The organism is Bradyrhizobium iriomotense (assembly GCF_018130765.1).
GTDB lineage: Bacteria > Pseudomonadota > Alphaproteobacteria > Rhizobiales > Xanthobacteraceae > Bradyrhizobium > Bradyrhizobium iriomotense_A.
The window spans coordinates 49,801-65,777 of the sequence record NZ_JAFCJZ010000027.1; the positions used below are offsets into that span (position 1 = coordinate 49,801).

Consider the following 15,977-nt stretch of genomic DNA (forward strand, 5'->3'; position numbering starts at 1 on the left):
CGTCGTCAGGCGGCGCGTCCCTGTCGTTCGATGTCCTGAACGAGCCGCCGGCCGGATTGCGCCAGCAGCTCCTTCTTCGTCTCCAGCCCCTCGACCAGCAGCCGGCCGTTCCGCTTCTTCCAGGCGCCGCCGATCATGACGGACTCGATATTGGCAAGGCTCGTCTGCATCACCACGGTCGCGACGGGATCGTGCATTGGGACGAGATTGAGATCGGAGGCGTTGATGATGACGAGGTCGGCGAGCTTGCCCGGCGTCAGCGATCCGATCCGGTGTTCGCGGCCGAGCATGCGGGCGCCCTCCGTCGTGATCCAACGCAGCGCTTCCCGCACGGGGATCGTGGTGCTCGCCGGAATGGTGCCGCTCGCTTTGCGCGACTGCGCATTGTCGAGCGCCCGCTGCATCGACAGGGCAACGCGGGCGGCGGAGAAGAGATCGCCGGCCAGCACGGATTCGAGATCGATGCCGATGGTCGGCCGCACGCCGCGCTTGAGCAGCCGCCCGGTGATCGGAAAACCGTGGCCCTGGATCATTTCGTTCTCGGGCGTCACCGAGAACGACACGCCGAGATCGATCATCCGATCCAGCAAGGTGTCGGGCAGATCGTTGCCATGGACGATGTTGATGCCGGGGCCGACGAGGCCGGCCTCGATCAGCTTCTCCCAGCCATCAGGCGTCTTGGCTGGTCCGCCGCCCTGATGCATGGATGCGATCAGGTTCAGCTCGCGCGCCAGGCGGAAATCGTGCATGGCAACATCGAGCGTCGAGTAGTGCGGACCGAGAATGGCGAGCCCGAGCGTGACGAGGCCGTCGCGATCGGCGAGGGGACCTGCCAGCAGCCGCTCGACCTCGCGGCGCGGATGCGGCACTTCCGAGAAATGCGGCTCGCCCGGCTTCGGCTCCGGTTTGGGCGAGCCGTGGAAGAAGGCGGCGCGAATGCCGCTTTCGATCAGGCCGCGGACGGCGGCGTCGGTGTGATCGGGCGTCGGGTTGTTGTGGCACCAGTCGACCAGCGTGGTGACGCCGTGGTTGATCTGGTTCAGCGCGCCGACGAGCGTTGCGATATGGATGTCGTCGGGCCGGAACACAGTCGCGAGACCGGCATGCATGCGGCGGAAATATTCCAGCAGCGTCCAGTTCGCGGCAAAGCCGCGCAAGCCCGTCTGCCAGGTGTGCATATGCGCGTTGATGAGGCCGGGAATGACGATGCGGCCCCTGCCGTCGACGATCTCCGTGTCGGCCGCGACGTCGATCGACGGCCGCACATCGACGATGCGGCTGCCCTCGACCAGCACGTCGCCGGTGCCGAGGTCGCCGATCGCGTCATCCATGCTGATGACGGTGGCCGATCTGATCAGCGTGCGCCGCATCGCGTTACGCCGCCGCTTTGGCGGCGCCCGGCGGCTCGCCGGCCCAGGCGCGTGCGATCAGGTCGCGGATGGCATTGCGCTCGAGCGGGCGCGGGTTCCAATAGGCGTTCGTGACGGCGAGATCGGCCGCCTTGTCGATGCCGCTTTCGGGCATGCCGACATCGCGTAGCGCCAGCTTTGCGCCCAGTCCCTTCGCAAGGTCGTAGAGACCCTGCGATGCATCGGCAGCGCCGATCGCGCGCGAAATGCGGGCCATAGCGTCGGGCACGGCCGGCGCGTTGTAGGCCAGCGCATGGGGCAGCACGATGGTATGGGTCTCCGCATGCGGCAGATCAAAAGTGCCGCCGAGCGTGTGGCAGAGCTTGTGGTGCAGCGCCATGCCGACGGTACCGAGGCAGACGCCGCACAGCCATGCGCCATAGAGTGCTTCGGTGCGGGCCTCGCGATCGTCGCTTTTCGCAGCGATTGCGGGCAGGGCGCGCGCCAGCGCGCGGATGCCTTCTTCCGCCATCAGCGAGGTCACGGGATTGGTGTCGCGTGCATAGAGCGCTTCGACCGCATGCGCGATCGCGTTGATGCCTGATGTCGCAGCCAGGCTCGCCGGCAGCGTCAGGGTGAGGTCGACATCGTAGATCACGGTCTCCGGCAGTATCGCCGCGTCGCGCACCGTGGTCTTCAGGCCGTTCTCGGTCTGGCCGACGATCGGTGTCATCTCCGACCCGGCATAGGTGGTGGGAATGCAGAGCTGGTTGACGCCGGTGCGCAGGGCCAGCGCCTTGCCGAGGCCGGTGGTCGAGCCACCGCCGAGCGAGACGACACAGTCGGCCTCGCACGCCTTCATCGCTGCGAGCGCGCGCTCCGTGACCTCGACCGGCGTGTGCATGGTGGCGCCAGGAAAGATGCCGGCATAGAGCGGGCCGAGCGCGGCCCCCAGGCTCTTGCCCTGGGCCTCCTGCTGCGGCGTTGTCAGCACCAGCGCGCGTTTGCCGCCGAGCCGTTCGACCTCGGCCTTGGCCGAAGCCAGCGTTCCGCTGCCGAACACGACACGGCAGGGCAGGTTTTCAAAGGTGAACGAACCGATCATGCGCCGGTCTCTTTGATGGGATAATCGACCTGGAAGCGTCCGATCCGCAAGTCGCCCAGCGCCTCGCGGACGCGCAAATGCTCGGGGTGATTGGCATAGGCGCTGAGCGCGGCCTGGTCGGTGAATTCGGAGAAGAGGACCACGTCGCAGGCGTAGTCGACGGCACTGACGTCCATGCCAACTTCGATATGGGTGAGGCCGTCGATCCGGCCCTTGAGGCCCTCGAACAGGGTCTTGACCTTGATCCGGGCGGCGGAGCGCTCCTCTTGGGTCTCCCCACGCAGCCGCCACATCACGATGTGCCTGATCGGGCCCGACATTTCCCTGCTTCCTCGCCTGCTATTCTGCTTGTGTTCTGGCCATTTTGGCTTGCGGAAGACGGAAATAAAGACCAATAATCGCAAGTCTCTTTTCCTGTTTGCGAAAAAATGGACCGCCTGCTCCAGCTGGAGGTGTTTTCCAAGACGGCCGAGCTCGGCAGCCTGTCCAAGGCCGCCGAGGCGCTGCGCATGTCGAACGCAGCCGCGAGCCGCCATCTCAGCGCGCTCGAGGAGCGCCTCGCCGTTCGCCTGATCGAGCGCAACACGCGCCGGCTGTGGTTGACGGAGGCGGGACAGGAGCTGTTGGAGCGCTCCAGCCGGGTCTTGAGCGAATTGGCGGAAGCCGAGGACATCGTCAGCGATCGCGCACTGTCGCCGCAAGGCATGCTGCGGGTCACCAGTTCGCTGTCCTTTGCGGTGATCTATCTCGCGCCGATGCTGCCCGCCTTCCGCGCGCGCTACCCGAAGCTCAACGTGCAGATCACGACCGCCAACCGCTATCCTGATTTCATCGAGGCCGGCATCGATGTGGCGATCCGCACGCGCGAGCAGGAGCCGGATTCGAACATCATCGTCCGCCGCATCGGCCAGATGCGGCGCGTGCTCGCGGCCGCGCCCTCTTATCTCGCAAGCTGCGGCGCGCCTGAACAGCCAGCCGATCTCGCTCGCCACAACATGCTGGTCTACAATCTCGCCAACGATCCCTATTCACTGCGCCTGCGCAAAGGCCATGGCGCGCAGACTGTCCGCATCGCGCCGACGCTCGACAGCAATGACGGCCAGGTCATCCGCGGTGCGGCACTCGCCGGGCTCGGCATCCTCATCCAGCCGCTCTACATCGTTCAGAACGACATCGCGGCGGGCCGTCTCGTTCCGGTCCTGATGGATTGGGAGCTGCCGCTGCTCACCATGAACATCGCCTATCAGAACCGCGCCGGCCTGCCCGCCAAGATCAGGGTCTTCTCCGACTTCCTGGTCGCCCATATCCGCGAGCATTCGGAGCCGGGGATATGGATCGACGCGACGAAGTAGACGGGAAGCATCCATGTATCTCGGCATCGATCTCGGCACCTCGGCGGTCAAGACCGTTCTCGTCGATGATGCCCAGCGCGTGATTGCAAGCGAGAGCCGGCTGCTTGCGACCGCCTCGCCGCAATCGGGCTATTACGAGCAGGACCCCGCGCAGTGGATCGATGCGACCTTTGCCACGCTGGATGCCCTGAAGGCGTCGCACGCCGACGCGTTGGCGGCGGTCCGGGGCATCGGACTGTCCGGCCAGATGCATGGCGCCACGCTGCTCGACTCGAGCTTGAGACCCTTGCGGCCCTGCATCCTCTGGAACGACGGACGCGCTGCCGCCGAGTGCCGTATCCTGGAGCAGCGCTGGCCTGCGCTGCGTGCTGTGACGGGCAACAAGGCGATGGCTGGATTCACCGCGCCAAAACTGCTCTGGATCGCGACGCACGAGTCGGAGATCTTTGCGGCGACGAAACTCGTTCTGCTGCCGAAGGCCTATTTGCGCCTGGTGCTATCAGGCGAGGCCATCGAGGATGTCTCGGATGCATCGGGATCGCTCTGGCTCGACGCTGCGCGCCGGGATTGGTCGGACGCCGCACTGGCAGCAACCGGCCTGTCGCGCGATCACATGCCGCGTCTGGTCGAGGGATGCGCGCCGGCAACGACGCTACGCAGCGAGCTCGCGCGGCGCTGGGGCATGGCCAGGCCGCCGATCATCGCGGGCGGTGCCGGCGACAATCCGGCCGGCGCCGTCGGTATCGGCGCGATCGAGCCGGGAACCGCATTCGTATCGCTGGGAACCTCGGGTGCCTTGTTGGCGCCGACCAACAGAATAGCCGCCAATCCCGATCGCGTCGTGCACACGTTCTGCCACGCCATTCCCGGCATGTGGATTCAGGCCGGCGCGATCCTCTCGGCCGCCTCCTGCCTCGCCTGGGCTGCGCGCCTGTTTGGCGTCACCGAAGCCGAGTTGCTGGCGCCGCTTGGAGCGCGCCCGCAGGCGCCGTCGCCGGTGAGCTTCCTGCCGTATCTCGCAGGTGAGCGGACGCCTCACGACGATCCCGCCGTGCGCGGCATGCTCGACGGTTTGAGCCATGGCACCGATCGCGGGGAGATCGTGCAGGCGGTGCTCGAGGGCGTTGCCTTCGCGCTCGCCGATTGCCGCGACGTGCTTGCGGATGCCGGCATTGCGATTGCCGAAGCCGATGTCATTGGCGGCGGTTCACGATCCCCGTACTGGCTCGCGGTGCTGGCGGGCGTGCTGAACATTCCGATCCATCGCTTCGCCGGAGGCGAGACCGGCGCGGCGTTCGGTGCGGCAAGATTGGGGCGGCTTGCTGTCACGGGTGAGGCAATCGCCGCCGTGTGCACGCGGCCGCAGCGCGTCGAGACGTTTGAACCCGACGCTGGACTGGCCGATGCCTATGCCGAGCGGCTTCCGGCCTGGCGCGAACTGTATCGGCCGCGCCACTAGCCTCGCCTTGATGCTGCATTCCCGTCTGTTCGGTATTGCCCTGGCCTGCGGCCTTTTGTTTAATGCGCGAACCGCGCTGACAGACTGATTGAGACGCGGGTGGGAAACGCATTGTGCGCCGGGAGGCACGATGAACGATCCGATCCTCGAGATGCGCGGGGTCTCAAAGACCTTCTTCGGCATCAGGGCGCTGCGTGCCGTAGATCTCACCGTCTATGCCGGCGAAATTCATGCGCTGATGGGGGAGAACGGCGCCGGCAAGTCGACGCTGATGAAGATCCTGTCCGGCGCCTACCGGCCTGATCCCGGCGGCGAGATCCGCATCGAAGGACACCCGGTGCGGATCGAAGGTCCGCTCGGCGGCCGCGCCGCGGGCATCTCCATCATCTATCAGGAGCTGTCGCTGGCGCCCAATCTCAGTGTTGCCGAGAACATCTATTTGGGACGGGAGATGTCGCGCGCAGGCTTGCTGGCACGCGGCGCCATGCGCGAGGGCGTCGGCCCGATCCTGAAACGGCTGGGTGCGGACTTCCTGCCGTCGACGCTGGTGGCGCACCTCTCCATGGGCCAGCGGCAACTGGTCGAGATCGCGCGTGCGCTGCACGCCAGATCAAAGATCCTTATCATGGACGAGCCGACCACATCGTTGTCGGCCGCCGAAAGCGAGCGGCTGTTCGCGCTGGTCCGCCAGCTTCGCTCCGAGGGGCTTGCGATCATCTACATCTCGCATCGCATGGACGAGGTCTATGCGCTCGGCGACCGCGTCACCGTGCTGCGCGACGGCCGGCTGGTCGGCTCACTCGACAAGCCTGAGATCCGCGCCGACACCATCGTCCGGCTGATGGTCGGGCGCGACGTCTCCTCGTTCTACAAGAAGGATCACGATCCCGAAGCGGGGCGGGGACATCCCGTGCTCTCGGCGATCGACATGGCCGACGGCCAGCGCGTCAAGGGTTGCTCGCTGACCGTGCATGCGGGCGAGGTGGTCGGGCTTGCCGGCCTGATCGGCGCCGGCCGCACCGAGCTTGCGCATCTCATCATCGGCGCGGCGTCGAAAACCTCCGGCCGGCTCGAGTTGGAGGGACGTCCGGTCGAGATCCGCACGCCGGGCGAGGCGCTCGAGGCCGGCATCGCCTATCTGACCGAGGACAGGAAGGCGCTCGGCTTGTTCCTGGACATGTCGTGCCTCGACAACATCAATCTCGCCGTGCTCGGACGCGATGCGAAGCTCGGCTGGGTCCTGGATCGCGATAAGGCGCGTGAGCGCGCCGACCGGGCCTTCGTCGGGCTCAGCATCCGCGCCGCCAATGTCGGTGTCCCCGCCGGCGGCCTGTCCGGCGGCAACCAGCAGAAGGTGCTGCTGTCGCGCCTTCTCGCCATTGCGCCCAAGGTCCTCATCCTCGACGAGCCGACGCGTGGCGTCGACGTCGGTGCCAAGTCCGAGATCTATTCGATCATCGACAATCTCGCCAAGGCCGGCACCGCGATTCTCGTCATCTCCTCCGATCTGCCCGAGATCATCGGCATCTGCGACCGCGTCGTCGTGATGCGTAGTGGGCACATCGCCGGCGAGGTCACCCGCGGCCCGAATTCGCCGCTGACGCAGGAAGACATTATGGCGCTTGCCACGGGGATGGAGCATATCGATGCCTGACAATGGTGCTTCGGAGGCCCAGCCCGCCCCGGCGACGACCAACGGCGCCGCCGCAGAGACACGGCGCCAGCGGATGCGGATGCTGATCAGCGCGCTCGGGATGCTGCCGGTGCTGCTGATCCTCTGTATCGGCTTTCATGTTCTTTCCGAGGGCCGCTTCTTTACCGGACAAAATCTCGGCATCGTGTTGCAGCAGGCCGCGGTGAACACCGTGCTCGCCGCAGGCATGACCTTCGTCATCCTCACCGGCGGCATCGACCTCTCGGTCGGCTCGATCCTGGCGGCTTCCGCGATGGCCGGGCTGACGCTCTCCAAGCTGCCGGAGCTTGGGATGCTGTGGCTGCCGGCTGCGCTGCTCACGGGCCTTGGCTTCGGGGTCGTCAACGGCGCGCTGATCGCGCTGCTTCGCCTGCCGCCCTTCATCGTCACGCTCGGCTCGCTCACCGCGGTGCGCGGTCTGGCGCGGCTGCTCGGGGCCGACACCACCGTGTTCAACCCCTCCATTCCCTATGCCTTCATCGGCAACGGCTCGCTGACGCTCATCCCTGGCGTCGCGTCGATCCCGTGGCTCTCGGTGATCGCCCTGTTCGTCATCTTCGTCTCGTGGCTGGTGCTGCGCCGGACCGTGCTCGGCGTGCACATCTACGCGGTGGGCGGCAATGAAAGCGCGGCGCGGCTTGCCGGCATCAAGGTCTGGGCCGTGCTAATCTTCGTCTACGGCGTCTCCGGACTTTTCGCCGGGCTCGGCGGCGCCATGCAGGCGGCGCGGCTCTATGCGGCCAACGGCCTGCAGCTCGGTCAGTCCTATGAGCTCGATGCCATCACCGCCGTGATCCTCGGCGGCACCTCCTTCGTCGGCGGTATCGGCTCGATCTGGGGCACGCTGGTCGGCGCGCTGATCATCGCCGTGCTCTCGAACGGCCTCATCCTCATCGGTGTCTCCGACATCTGGCAATATGTGATCAAGGGCCTGGTGATCATCGGCGCCGTGGCACTCGATCGCTACCGGTTGCAGGGCTCCGCCAGGACTTAGGGGGCTCCGCCAGAACCTGAAGGTTCGGTGCGCACCTGAGGGCGCGTGGTTTGATGCAAGTTCCGTTGCGGCAACTGGTCTGCCGTGCCGGGGATGAAGACAGACCAGGGAGGAAACCAATGTTGAAGACGATCACGCTCGCCGGCGCCGCCATGGCGCTTGCCCTAAGCACCGCGCCGTCCTTCGCCAAGGAGCTCAAGTCGATCGGCGTCTCGCTGGGATCGATGGGCAACCCGTTCTTCGTCGCGCTGTCGAAGGGCGCCGAGTTCGAGGCGAAGAAGACCAATCCCAATGTAAAGATCACCGCGGTCGGCTTCGAATACGACCTCGGCAAGCAGGTCACCCAGATCGACAATTTCATCGCCGCCGGCGTCGACCTGATCCTGCTCAATCCCGGCGATCCCAAGGCGATCGGGCCGGCGATCAAGAAGGCGCAAGGCGCCGGCATCGTCGTCGTCGCCGTCGACACCGCGGCCGAAGGCGCCGATGCCACCGTGACCACGAACAACGTGCAGGCCGGCGAGATCTCCTGCCAGTACATCGTCGACAAGCTGGGCGGCAAGGGCGACGTCGTCATCGAGAACGGGCCGCAGGTCTCCGCGGTGATCGACCGCGTCGTCGGCTGCAAGAACGTCTTCTCGAAGAATCCCGGCATCAAGGTGCTGTCCAGCGATCAGGACGGCAAGGGCTCGCGCGAGGGCGGTCTCACCGTCGCGCAGGGCTATCTGACGCGCTTCCCCAAGATCGACGCCATCTTCGCCATCAACGACCCGCAGGCGATCGGCACCGACCTTGCCGCTCGCCAGCAGAACCGTACGGGCATTGTCATCACGGCGGTGGACGGTGCGCCCGATATCGAGGCCGCGCTGAAAGATCCGCAATCGCCGCAGGTCCAGGCCTCGGCTTCGCAGGATCCGTTCTTCATGGCGCGGCGGGCCGTGCAGGTCGGTGTCGGCATTCTCAACGGCCAGAAGCCGGCCTCGACCGTCGAGCTCCTGCCGTCCAAGCTCGTGACCAGGGACAACGTCGCCGAGTACAAGGGCTGGACCTCGGATCGCTCGCAGTAAGACGCGGTCCGCTACCGAGAACGCCCGAAACACGAGATGACGGGCGGCGTTTTGCTCGACGCCGCTCGCCGCCAACGCAACTGCGCTGATCGGCCGTACGAGCGCGCCGGGCTGCCTGTTGTGTTAGCGTGGCACGATCTCGATCGGTCGATTCGGAAAGCAGATCTCGTGAAAGCCAAGACCCCCGGCACAGCATCCGGCACCGCGTGGCGGCATGCCAATATCGGTCGCCTGCTCAACAACGCCGTGCGGCGCTTCGAAGGCCGCGTGCTCGAATTGATGAGCGAGCGCGGGCACGACGAGACACGCATCGCCCATGTCAGCCTGACCCGCAATCTCGACGTGGAGGGGACGCGGCTCACCGAGCTCGCCCGCCGCGCCTCCATGAGCAAGCAGGCGATGGGCGAGCTGGTCGATCAATGCGCCGAGCTCGGTCTCGTCGATCGCATCGCGGACCCGACCGACCGGCGCGCGCGCATCGTCATGTTCACGCCGGCCGGGCGCAAATGGCTGGATGCGTTTCGGGACGCCGTCGACGTCGCCGAGCGGGAGATGCGCGCCGAGCTCGGCAAGGCCACCATGGACGCGATCCTGAAGGGGTTGGCGGTCTATGGCGAGAGGTTCGACACGCTCGATGATGCCGATTAGTCAGGCTACTTGACGATATCGTCAGGCTACCTTACCATGCAAGATAATGCTGGTAGGGAGAAGCGTCTTGGAAACACGTCTGACGGCCGCGGTGCTCATCGTGGGCGGGGGCCCTTGCGGGCTGATGCTGGCCAACGAGCTCGGCCGACGCGGCGTGTCCGCGATCCTGGTCGATGAAAAGCCCGGTACGGCCTTCAATCCGCAAGCCAATGCGACGCAGGCGCGCTCGATGGAGCATTATCGGCGGTTGGGTTTCGCCGACGAGATCAGGCGCGAAGGTCTGCCCGCGGATTATCCGACCGACGTTGCCTACTTCACGCGCTATACGGCTTACGAGCTGGCGCGCTTTGCGTTGCCGTCATCATCACGCGCGGGCGAGCTGATCAAGGGCATGTCGGGCTCCTGGAGCGCGGCGGAGCTGCCGCACCGGGTCTCGCAGAAATATGTCGAGGCGGTGTTGCGACGCCACGCCGAACGGCTTGCCGGCATCAAGCTCAACTATGGTCACCGTCTGATCGGCTACACCGAAAGCGACGACGGCATCGTCGGCGACATCGAATGTCTCGATGACGGCAGTCGCTTCCAGGTCCGGGCCGATTTTTTGGTCGGCGCCGACGGACCGCGCTCGATGGTCCGGCAATCGCTGGGGATCGTCTACGGCGGCGAAACCGGGACGCAGCGCGATTTCATGGGCGGCCGCATGCTGGCGGTCTATCTTCGTTCGCCGGAGTTCTACGCCAGCGTCCCGCACGCCAAGGCGTGGATGTACAATTGCTTCAACGGCGATCGCCGCGCTTTCATGGCGTCGGTGAACGGGCGCGACGAATTCGCCTTTCACACGCAGCTTCGGCCGGGCGAGGACGAGAATGCGATCACGGTCAACGAGGCCAGGGCCGCGTTCCAGCGTGCCTGCGGCGCGCCGATCGAATGCGAGGTGCTGTCGTTCCTGACCTGGACCGCCGGTCATGCGCTGGTCGCGAATGGGATGCAGCGGGGCAGGGTGTTCCTCGGCGGCGACGCGGCGCATCTGTTCACGCCGACCGGCGGGCTCGGCTACAACACCGCGATCGAGGACGCTGTCAATCTCGGCTGGAAGCTTGCCAGCGTCGTCAAGGGTGTCAGCCCGGCGACACTGCTCGACAGCTACGAGATTGAGCGGCGACCGGTGGCGCTGCGCAACACCGATTATGCGCGGCGCTTTGCCGATTCCCTCGGTCTGTTCGCGCCGGCGCCTGACATCGAGGACGCCACGGACGCCGGCGGCGCGGCGCGGCAGACGGCGGGCGTCTATCTCGAGCAGCATGCCCGCGCCGAGTTCAACATCCCCGGCGTCACCTTCGGCGGACGCTACGACGGCTCGCCGATCATCGTCTCCGATGGCAGCCAGCCGCCGCCGGATGCCGCGAACGTCTACATCCCGAGCGCCTGTCCCGGCGGCCGCGCACCGCATGCCTGGCTGGAGGACGGCGTGTCCTTGTACGACCTGTTCGGGTTCGAATGGACGCTGCTCCAGTTTGGCGAGGTCGCGCCGGCTCGCGCTGCGGTCACGGATGCCGTCCGCAAGCTCGGCGTCGACGTGAAGCTCGTGAAGCTCCCGGCATCTCTGCGCGACCTCTATGAGGCCGATCTCGCCCTGATACGTCCCGACCAGATCGTGGCCTGGCGCGGTGCCGCATCGCAGGCCGGAAATATCGGACGCGTCCTTGCCCGTGCGCTCGGGCACAGCGCGAGCGACGGCGCGCGGCTGGCAAGCTGAGCAATTTCCGCCGCCGCACCGATGCGGCAGCGCGGCCAATAACAACAAGACAACAAGACACCGGAGGAGGAAACATGACCACTGGAGCATTCGAGGACTACGACGATCGGGTCGCCACCGTCGGCGCCGGGCAGACGGCCAGCAGCCGCCGGCGCATCCTGATCGCCGGCACCATCGGCACCGCGATCGAATGGTACGACTTCTTCATCTACGGCCTGATCGCGCCGCTGGTGTTCGACCAGCTGTTCTTTCCGAAGTTCGATCAGCTCACGGCCACCATCGCGGTGTTCGCGACGTTCGCCGTCGGATTCCTGGCGCGTCCGCTCGGCGGTCTCGTGTTCGGCCATTTCGGCGACCGCCTCGGCCGCAAGTCGGTCCTTCTGTGCACGCTGCTGCTCATGGGTCTTGCGACCATGTCGATCGGGTTGTTGCCGACCTATGCCAGCGCGGGTTTGGGCGCGACCGTCGCGCTCGTCGTGCTGCGCTTCCTCCAGGGCTTTGCGCTCGGCGGCGAATCCACCGCGGCGATCCTCATGGCGATCGAGACCGCGCCCGGCCATCGGCGCGGCTTCTCGGCCGCGGTGATCCAGGCTGCAGGCCCCGTCGGCGTCGTGCTCGCCTCGTTCGCCGCGCTGGCGATCTCGCGGCTGCCTGAGGCGGACCTCTTGTCATGGGGCTGGCGCGTGCCGTTCCTGATCAGCGCGGTGCTGGTGGCGCTCGGCGTCTACATGCGCTGGCGCATCGAGGAGAGCACGACTTTCCGCGAGGCCGGAGAGTCCGAAGAGGTGCCGGCTGTCGAGGCAATCAAAGGACACTGGCGGCCGATCCTCATCGTGTTCTTCGCCGAGATGGCGCAGACGTCGTATTTCTACCTGACGGCCATCTTCACCATCTCGTTTGCGACGCGTCAGCTCGGTGTCCAGAAGGACGTGATCACGCAAGCCGTGCTGTTCGCCAATCTCGTCGGGCTCGTGGCCATGCCGCTGATCGGCGCCTGGTCCGACCGGATCGGACGCAAGCGCCTGTTCCTCGCCGGCGTCGTGCTCGCGGCCGCCTCGATGTTCGCATTCTACGGCGTGGTCGCGAGCCGCGATACGCTTCTGATAACGGGCGCGGTGATCCTTGCCGCGGGCATCATCCATCCGCTGATGTTCAGCACCGAGGGAAGCTATTTCCCGGAGCTGTTTCCGACCCGCATCCGCTTCACCGGCGTGTCGATCGGAAAGCAGCTCGGCACGGTGCTCGGCGGCGGCATCGCGCCGCTCGTCGCCACCAGCCTGTTTGCGCAGACGGGCTCCACCTACGCGATCACGGGCTACTACGTGGCCCTCGCGCTTGCGGCGATGATCGCGCTTGGCTTCGCGCACGAAACCAGCAAATCGCGGCTGCTCGGCTGAGCCCGGCCAAGACATCAGCAAGACATCAGGGAGGTTCTCATGGACGTCAGTCTTCTCATCAACGGCCAGGATCAGGCCGCGTCGACCGGCAAGATGTTCGAGCGGCGCAATCCGCTGTCGCAGGAGATCGCAAGCCGCGCCGCCGCCGCGACGACTTCGGATGCCGATGCCGCGGTGGCGGCGGCCTCCGCCGCGCTTCCCGCATGGTCTGCGCTTGGCCCCAACGCAAGACGCGCGCTGCTGCTGAAGGCGGCCGATGCGCTCGATGCCAGGCGCGATGCCTTCATCAAGATCATGATGGCGGAGATCGGCACGACCGAGGTCTGGTCGGCCTTCAATGTCAAGCTCGCTTCCGGCATGCTGCGCGAGGCGGCGTCGCTGACGACGCAGATCGCAGGCGAGGTGATCCCGTCCGACAAGCCGGGATGCCTTGCGATGTCCGTGCGCCAGCCGGCGGGCGTGTGTCTCGGCATCGCGCCGTGGAATGCGCCGATCATTCTCGGCGTGCGCGCGGTGGCGACGCCGCTCGCCTGCGGCAACACGGTGGTGCTCAAGGCCTCCGAGATCTGCCCGGGAACGCACCGGCTGGTTGGTGAGGTTTTCAAGGACGCAGGCTTCCCGCCCGGCGTGGTGAACGTCGTGACCAATGCACTGGCGGATGCGCCCGCCGTGGTCGAGCGTCTCATCGCCAATCCTGCGGTGCGGCGGATCAACTTCACCGGCTCGACCCGCGTCGGCCGCGTCATTGCCGAGCTCGCGGGACGCCACCTCAAGCCGGTGTTGCTGGAGCTTGGCGGCAAGGCGCCGCTGGTCGTGCTCGACGATGCCGATCTCGATGCTGCCGTCGCGGCCGTGGCGTTCGGCGCCTTCATCAACCAGGGCCAGGTCTGCATGTCGACCGAGCGGGTGATCGTCGACGAGGCGGTGGCCGCGTCCTTTGTCGAGAAGCTCGCGAAGAAGGCGAGCGCGCTTCCGGCCGGCGACCCGCGCTCCGGCCCGGTGGTCGTCGGCTCGATGATCGACGAAGCGCCGGCCAAGCACGTCGTCGCGCTGATCGACGACGCCATCGCCAAGGGCGCCGTCAAGCTCGCGGGCGGAGAACGCGCCGGCACGGTCGTTCCGGCGACCGTGCTCGACCGCGTCGTGCCGGGCATGCGGATCTATACCGAAGAGAGTTTTGGTCCGGTCGTCTCCGTGATCCGTGCCCGCGGCGTCGACGAGGCCGTGCGGCTCGCCAATGACACCGAGTACGGCCTCTCGGCCGCGGTGTTCGGCCGCGACGTCGCGCGTGCGTTGACGGTGGCGCAGCGCATCGAGAGCGGTATCTGCCACGTCAACGGCCCGACCGTGCATGACGAGGCGCAGATGCCGTTCGGCGGCGTGAAGGGATCGGGCTATGGCCGCTTCGGCGGCCAGGCCGGGATCGCCGAATTCACCGATCTGCGCTGGATCACGATCGAGACGCAGCCGCAGCACTATCCGTTCTGATTGCGCGAGCAGCGAAGCACCCAAGGAAAACGACCAATGAACTCCAAAGTCCTGACGGTTCGGGAAGCGACCTTCGGTGTGCTTCGCTCCTTCGGCGTCGACCGCGTCTTCGGCAATCCGGGCTCGACCGAGCTTGCCTTCCTCGGCGACTGGCCCGACGACATCGATTACGTGCTGGGCCCGCAGGAAGGCTGCGTCGTCGGCATGGCCGACGGCTATGCGCAGGCGACGGGGCGGCCGGCCTTCGTCAATCTGCACTCGGCAGCCGGGCTCGGTCACGCGCTCGGCAATCTCTTCACGGCCTTTCGCAACAAGACGCCGATGGTGGTGACGGCAGGCCAGCAGGCGCGCAGCCTGCTGCGGATGCGGCCTTATCTCTTCGCCGAGGATGCCGAGCAATTTCCAAAGCCCTATGTGAAATGGAGTGCGGAGCCGGCGCGCGCCGAGGACGTCCCCGCGGCCATTGCACAGGCTTTCCTCACCGCCATGCAGCATCCACGCGGCCCGACCTTCGTGTCGGTGCCGTCGGATTGATTGGGCGCGGCCTGCTGTGGCTCCGCCGGTCCGCCACATCGCGACCGAATTTGCGCCGGACCCGGCGGCGATCGTTCGGCTCGGCGCTGCGATCGCGTCGGCCAGGAGGCCCGTCTTCGTCGTCGGGCCGGAAATCGATCGCAGCTTCTGTGTCGATGCGATGATCGCAGTCGCCGAACGGGCGAGGGCGGCGGTGTGGGCAAGCCCGATGTCGAGCCGTTCGAGCTTTCCGGAATTGCATCCGCGATTCGCAGGCTTCCTTCCGGCCGCGCCGGGAGGGCTCGCCCGCGCCTTGCGCGACGCCGATCTGATCGTCGTGATCGGCGCGCCGGTGTTCACCTTCCATGTCGAAGGACAATGCGAATTGCTCGACGACGGAACGCCGGTCTGGCAGATCACCGACGATCCGACTGAGGCCGCGTCTGCGGCCGTTGGAGACACCATCATCAGCACGCTGCCAAAGGCGCTCGTCGCGCTTCAGGCGGCGCTGCCCGCCGTGGCGAAGCGCGAGATGCCGGCCGCGCGCACGCGGCCTGCCGCGCCTGCGGCGCAAAATCCGATTCCTCCGACCTATGCGCTGAGCCGGCTGTCGGCGCTGATGCCGCGCGATGCGATCGTGGTCGAGGAGGCGCCATCGCATCGTCCCGCCATTCAACAATTCCTGCCGAGGCCGGGTGCCGACAGCTTCTACACGATGGCGAGCGGCGGACTCGGTTACAGCCTGCCGGCCTCGGTCGGTGTCGCATTGGCGCGTCCCGGCCGCCGCATCGTCGCCCTGATCGGCGATGGGTCGGCGATGTACTGCATCCAGGCGATCTGGACCGCCGCGCAACGCCAGTTGCCGATCACCTTCGTGATCATGAACAATTCAGGCTATGGCGCGATGCGTGCTTTCAGCCGGCTCATGCAGGCCCATCACCCGCCCGGAATCGACCTGCCCGGGCTCGACTTCGTCGCGCTCGCCAGGGGAATGGGTTGCGCGGGCCAGCGCCTCACCGATGCCGGCGATGTCGACCGTATCCTGAGCGAAGCGCTGGCCTCGCGCGGTCCCGCGCTGGTCGAGATCGCGGTCGACGACGCCACGACGGACCTGTTCAGCCATTCACGCTGAATTGCGAAGCGCCGCGACAAACCG

Annotated in this window: 12 protein-coding genes and 1 pseudogene; 10 read left to right on the forward strand and 3 right to left on the reverse strand. The window is 66.6% G+C overall.

Annotated elements, in window-relative coordinates:
- Positions 1-5: 5 nt before the first annotated feature.
- From JQ635_RS33530 to JQ635_RS33540, 3 genes are read right to left on the reverse strand one after another with little or no spacing between them, the layout of a single operon-like run.
- The gene (locus JQ635_RS33530) at positions 6-1,370 is read right to left on the reverse strand and encodes an amidohydrolase family protein (protein WP_211414048.1); all 1,365 of its coding nucleotides are present in this window, start codon (positions 1,368-1,370) and stop codon (positions 6-8) included.
- 4 nt (positions 1,371-1,374) lie between these two features.
- Positions 1,375-2,454: a maleylacetate reductase gene (locus JQ635_RS33535; protein ID WP_211414049.1), complete on the reverse strand. Its 1,080-nt coding sequence runs from the start codon at positions 2,452-2,454 to the stop codon at positions 1,375-1,377.
- A complete protein-coding gene (locus tag JQ635_RS33540) occupies positions 2,451-2,774 on the reverse strand; it encodes a Dabb family protein (RefSeq protein WP_080139770.1) in 324 nt (107 codons plus the stop codon). The genes JQ635_RS33535 and JQ635_RS33540 overlap by 4 nt, the downstream gene beginning before the upstream one ends.
- 108 nt (positions 2,775-2,882) lie before the next feature.
- On the opposite strand from JQ635_RS33540, the gene JQ635_RS33545 reads away from it, so the two are divergent.
- From JQ635_RS33545 to mdlC, 10 genes and pseudogenes are all read left to right on the forward strand, one after another.
- Positions 2,883-3,806 (forward strand): LysR family transcriptional regulator, encoded by a 924-nt coding sequence (locus JQ635_RS33545; protein WP_211414050.1) that lies wholly within the window; start codon positions 2,883-2,885, stop codon positions 3,804-3,806.
- A 13-nt stretch (positions 3,807-3,819) separates the two neighbouring features.
- Positions 3,820-5,265: a xylulokinase gene (gene xylB, locus JQ635_RS33550; protein ID WP_211414051.1), complete on the forward strand. Its 1,446-nt coding sequence runs from the start codon at positions 3,820-3,822 to the stop codon at positions 5,263-5,265.
- A 130-nt stretch (positions 5,266-5,395) separates the two neighbouring features.
- Positions 5,396-6,919: a sugar ABC transporter ATP-binding protein gene (locus JQ635_RS33555; RefSeq protein ID WP_211414052.1), complete on the forward strand. Its 1,524-nt coding sequence runs from the start codon at positions 5,396-5,398 to the stop codon at positions 6,917-6,919.
- The gene (locus tag JQ635_RS33560; RefSeq protein ID WP_211414053.1) at positions 6,912-7,952 is read left to right on the forward strand and encodes an ABC transporter permease subunit; all 1,041 of its coding nucleotides are present in this window, start codon (positions 6,912-6,914) and stop codon (positions 7,950-7,952) included. The genes JQ635_RS33555 and JQ635_RS33560 overlap by 8 nt, the downstream gene beginning before the upstream one ends.
- A gap of 119 nt (positions 7,953-8,071) precedes the next feature.
- Positions 8,072-9,019: an ABC transporter substrate-binding protein gene (locus JQ635_RS33565; protein WP_211414054.1), complete on the forward strand. Its 948-nt coding sequence runs from the start codon at positions 8,072-8,074 to the stop codon at positions 9,017-9,019.
- 168 nt (positions 9,020-9,187) lie between these two features.
- Entirely contained in the window at positions 9,188-9,667 is a 480-nt protein-coding gene (locus tag JQ635_RS33570) for a MarR family winged helix-turn-helix transcriptional regulator (protein ID WP_211414055.1), read from the forward strand.
- Between the two features lie 46 nt (positions 9,668-9,713).
- Entirely contained in the window at positions 9,714-11,423 is a 1,710-nt protein-coding gene (locus JQ635_RS33575) for an FAD-dependent oxidoreductase (protein WP_211414056.1), read from the forward strand.
- Between the two features lie 74 nt (positions 11,424-11,497).
- Positions 11,498-12,820, forward strand: coding sequence for an MFS transporter (locus tag JQ635_RS33580; RefSeq protein ID WP_211414057.1), 1,323 nt, complete (start codon positions 11,498-11,500; stop codon positions 12,818-12,820).
- A 39-nt stretch (positions 12,821-12,859) separates the two neighbouring features.
- Positions 12,860-14,308, forward strand: a complete 1,449-nt coding sequence (locus JQ635_RS33585) for an aldehyde dehydrogenase (protein ID WP_211414058.1) — start codon at positions 12,860-12,862, stop codon at positions 14,306-14,308.
- A gap of 36 nt (positions 14,309-14,344) precedes the next feature.
- Positions 14,345-15,953: pseudogene (gene mdlC / locus JQ635_RS33590) on the forward strand (benzoylformate decarboxylase).
- Positions 15,954-15,977: the final 24 nt, after the last annotated feature.

What these genes read in the sequence shown, in the direction of transcription:
- JQ635_RS33560 (WP_211414053.1), top strand. Translation starts at nt 6,912, where the DNA reads ATGCCTGACAATGGTGCTTCGGAGGCCCAGCCCGCCCCGGCGACGACC.
- JQ635_RS33565 (WP_211414054.1), top strand. Translation starts at nt 8,072, where the DNA reads ATGTTGAAGACGATCACGCTCGCCGGCGCCGCCATGGCGCTTGCCCTA.
- JQ635_RS33545 (WP_211414050.1), top strand. Translation starts at nt 2,883, where the DNA reads ATGGACCGCCTGCTCCAGCTGGAGGTGTTTTCCAAGACGGCCGAGCTC.
- JQ635_RS33540 (WP_080139770.1), bottom strand. Translation starts at nt 2,774, where the DNA reads ATGTCGGGCCCGATCAGGCACATCGTGATGTGGCGGCTGCGTGGGGAG.
- JQ635_RS33575 (WP_211414056.1), top strand. Translation starts at nt 9,714, where the DNA reads ATGCTGGTAGGGAGAAGCGTCTTGGAAACACGTCTGACGGCCGCGGTG.
- xylB (WP_211414051.1), top strand. Translation starts at nt 3,820, where the DNA reads ATGTATCTCGGCATCGATCTCGGCACCTCGGCGGTCAAGACCGTTCTC.
- JQ635_RS33535 (WP_211414049.1), bottom strand. Translation starts at nt 2,454, where the DNA reads ATGATCGGTTCGTTCACCTTTGAAAACCTGCCCTGCCGTGTCGTGTTC.
- JQ635_RS33555 (WP_211414052.1), top strand. Translation starts at nt 5,396, where the DNA reads ATGAACGATCCGATCCTCGAGATGCGCGGGGTCTCAAAGACCTTCTTC.
- JQ635_RS33530 (WP_211414048.1), bottom strand. Translation starts at nt 1,370, where the DNA reads ATGCGGCGCACGCTGATCAGATCGGCCACCGTCATCAGCATGGATGAC.
- JQ635_RS33585 (WP_211414058.1), top strand. Translation starts at nt 12,860, where the DNA reads ATGGACGTCAGTCTTCTCATCAACGGCCAGGATCAGGCCGCGTCGACC.
- JQ635_RS33580 (WP_211414057.1), top strand. Translation starts at nt 11,498, where the DNA reads ATGACCACTGGAGCATTCGAGGACTACGACGATCGGGTCGCCACCGTC.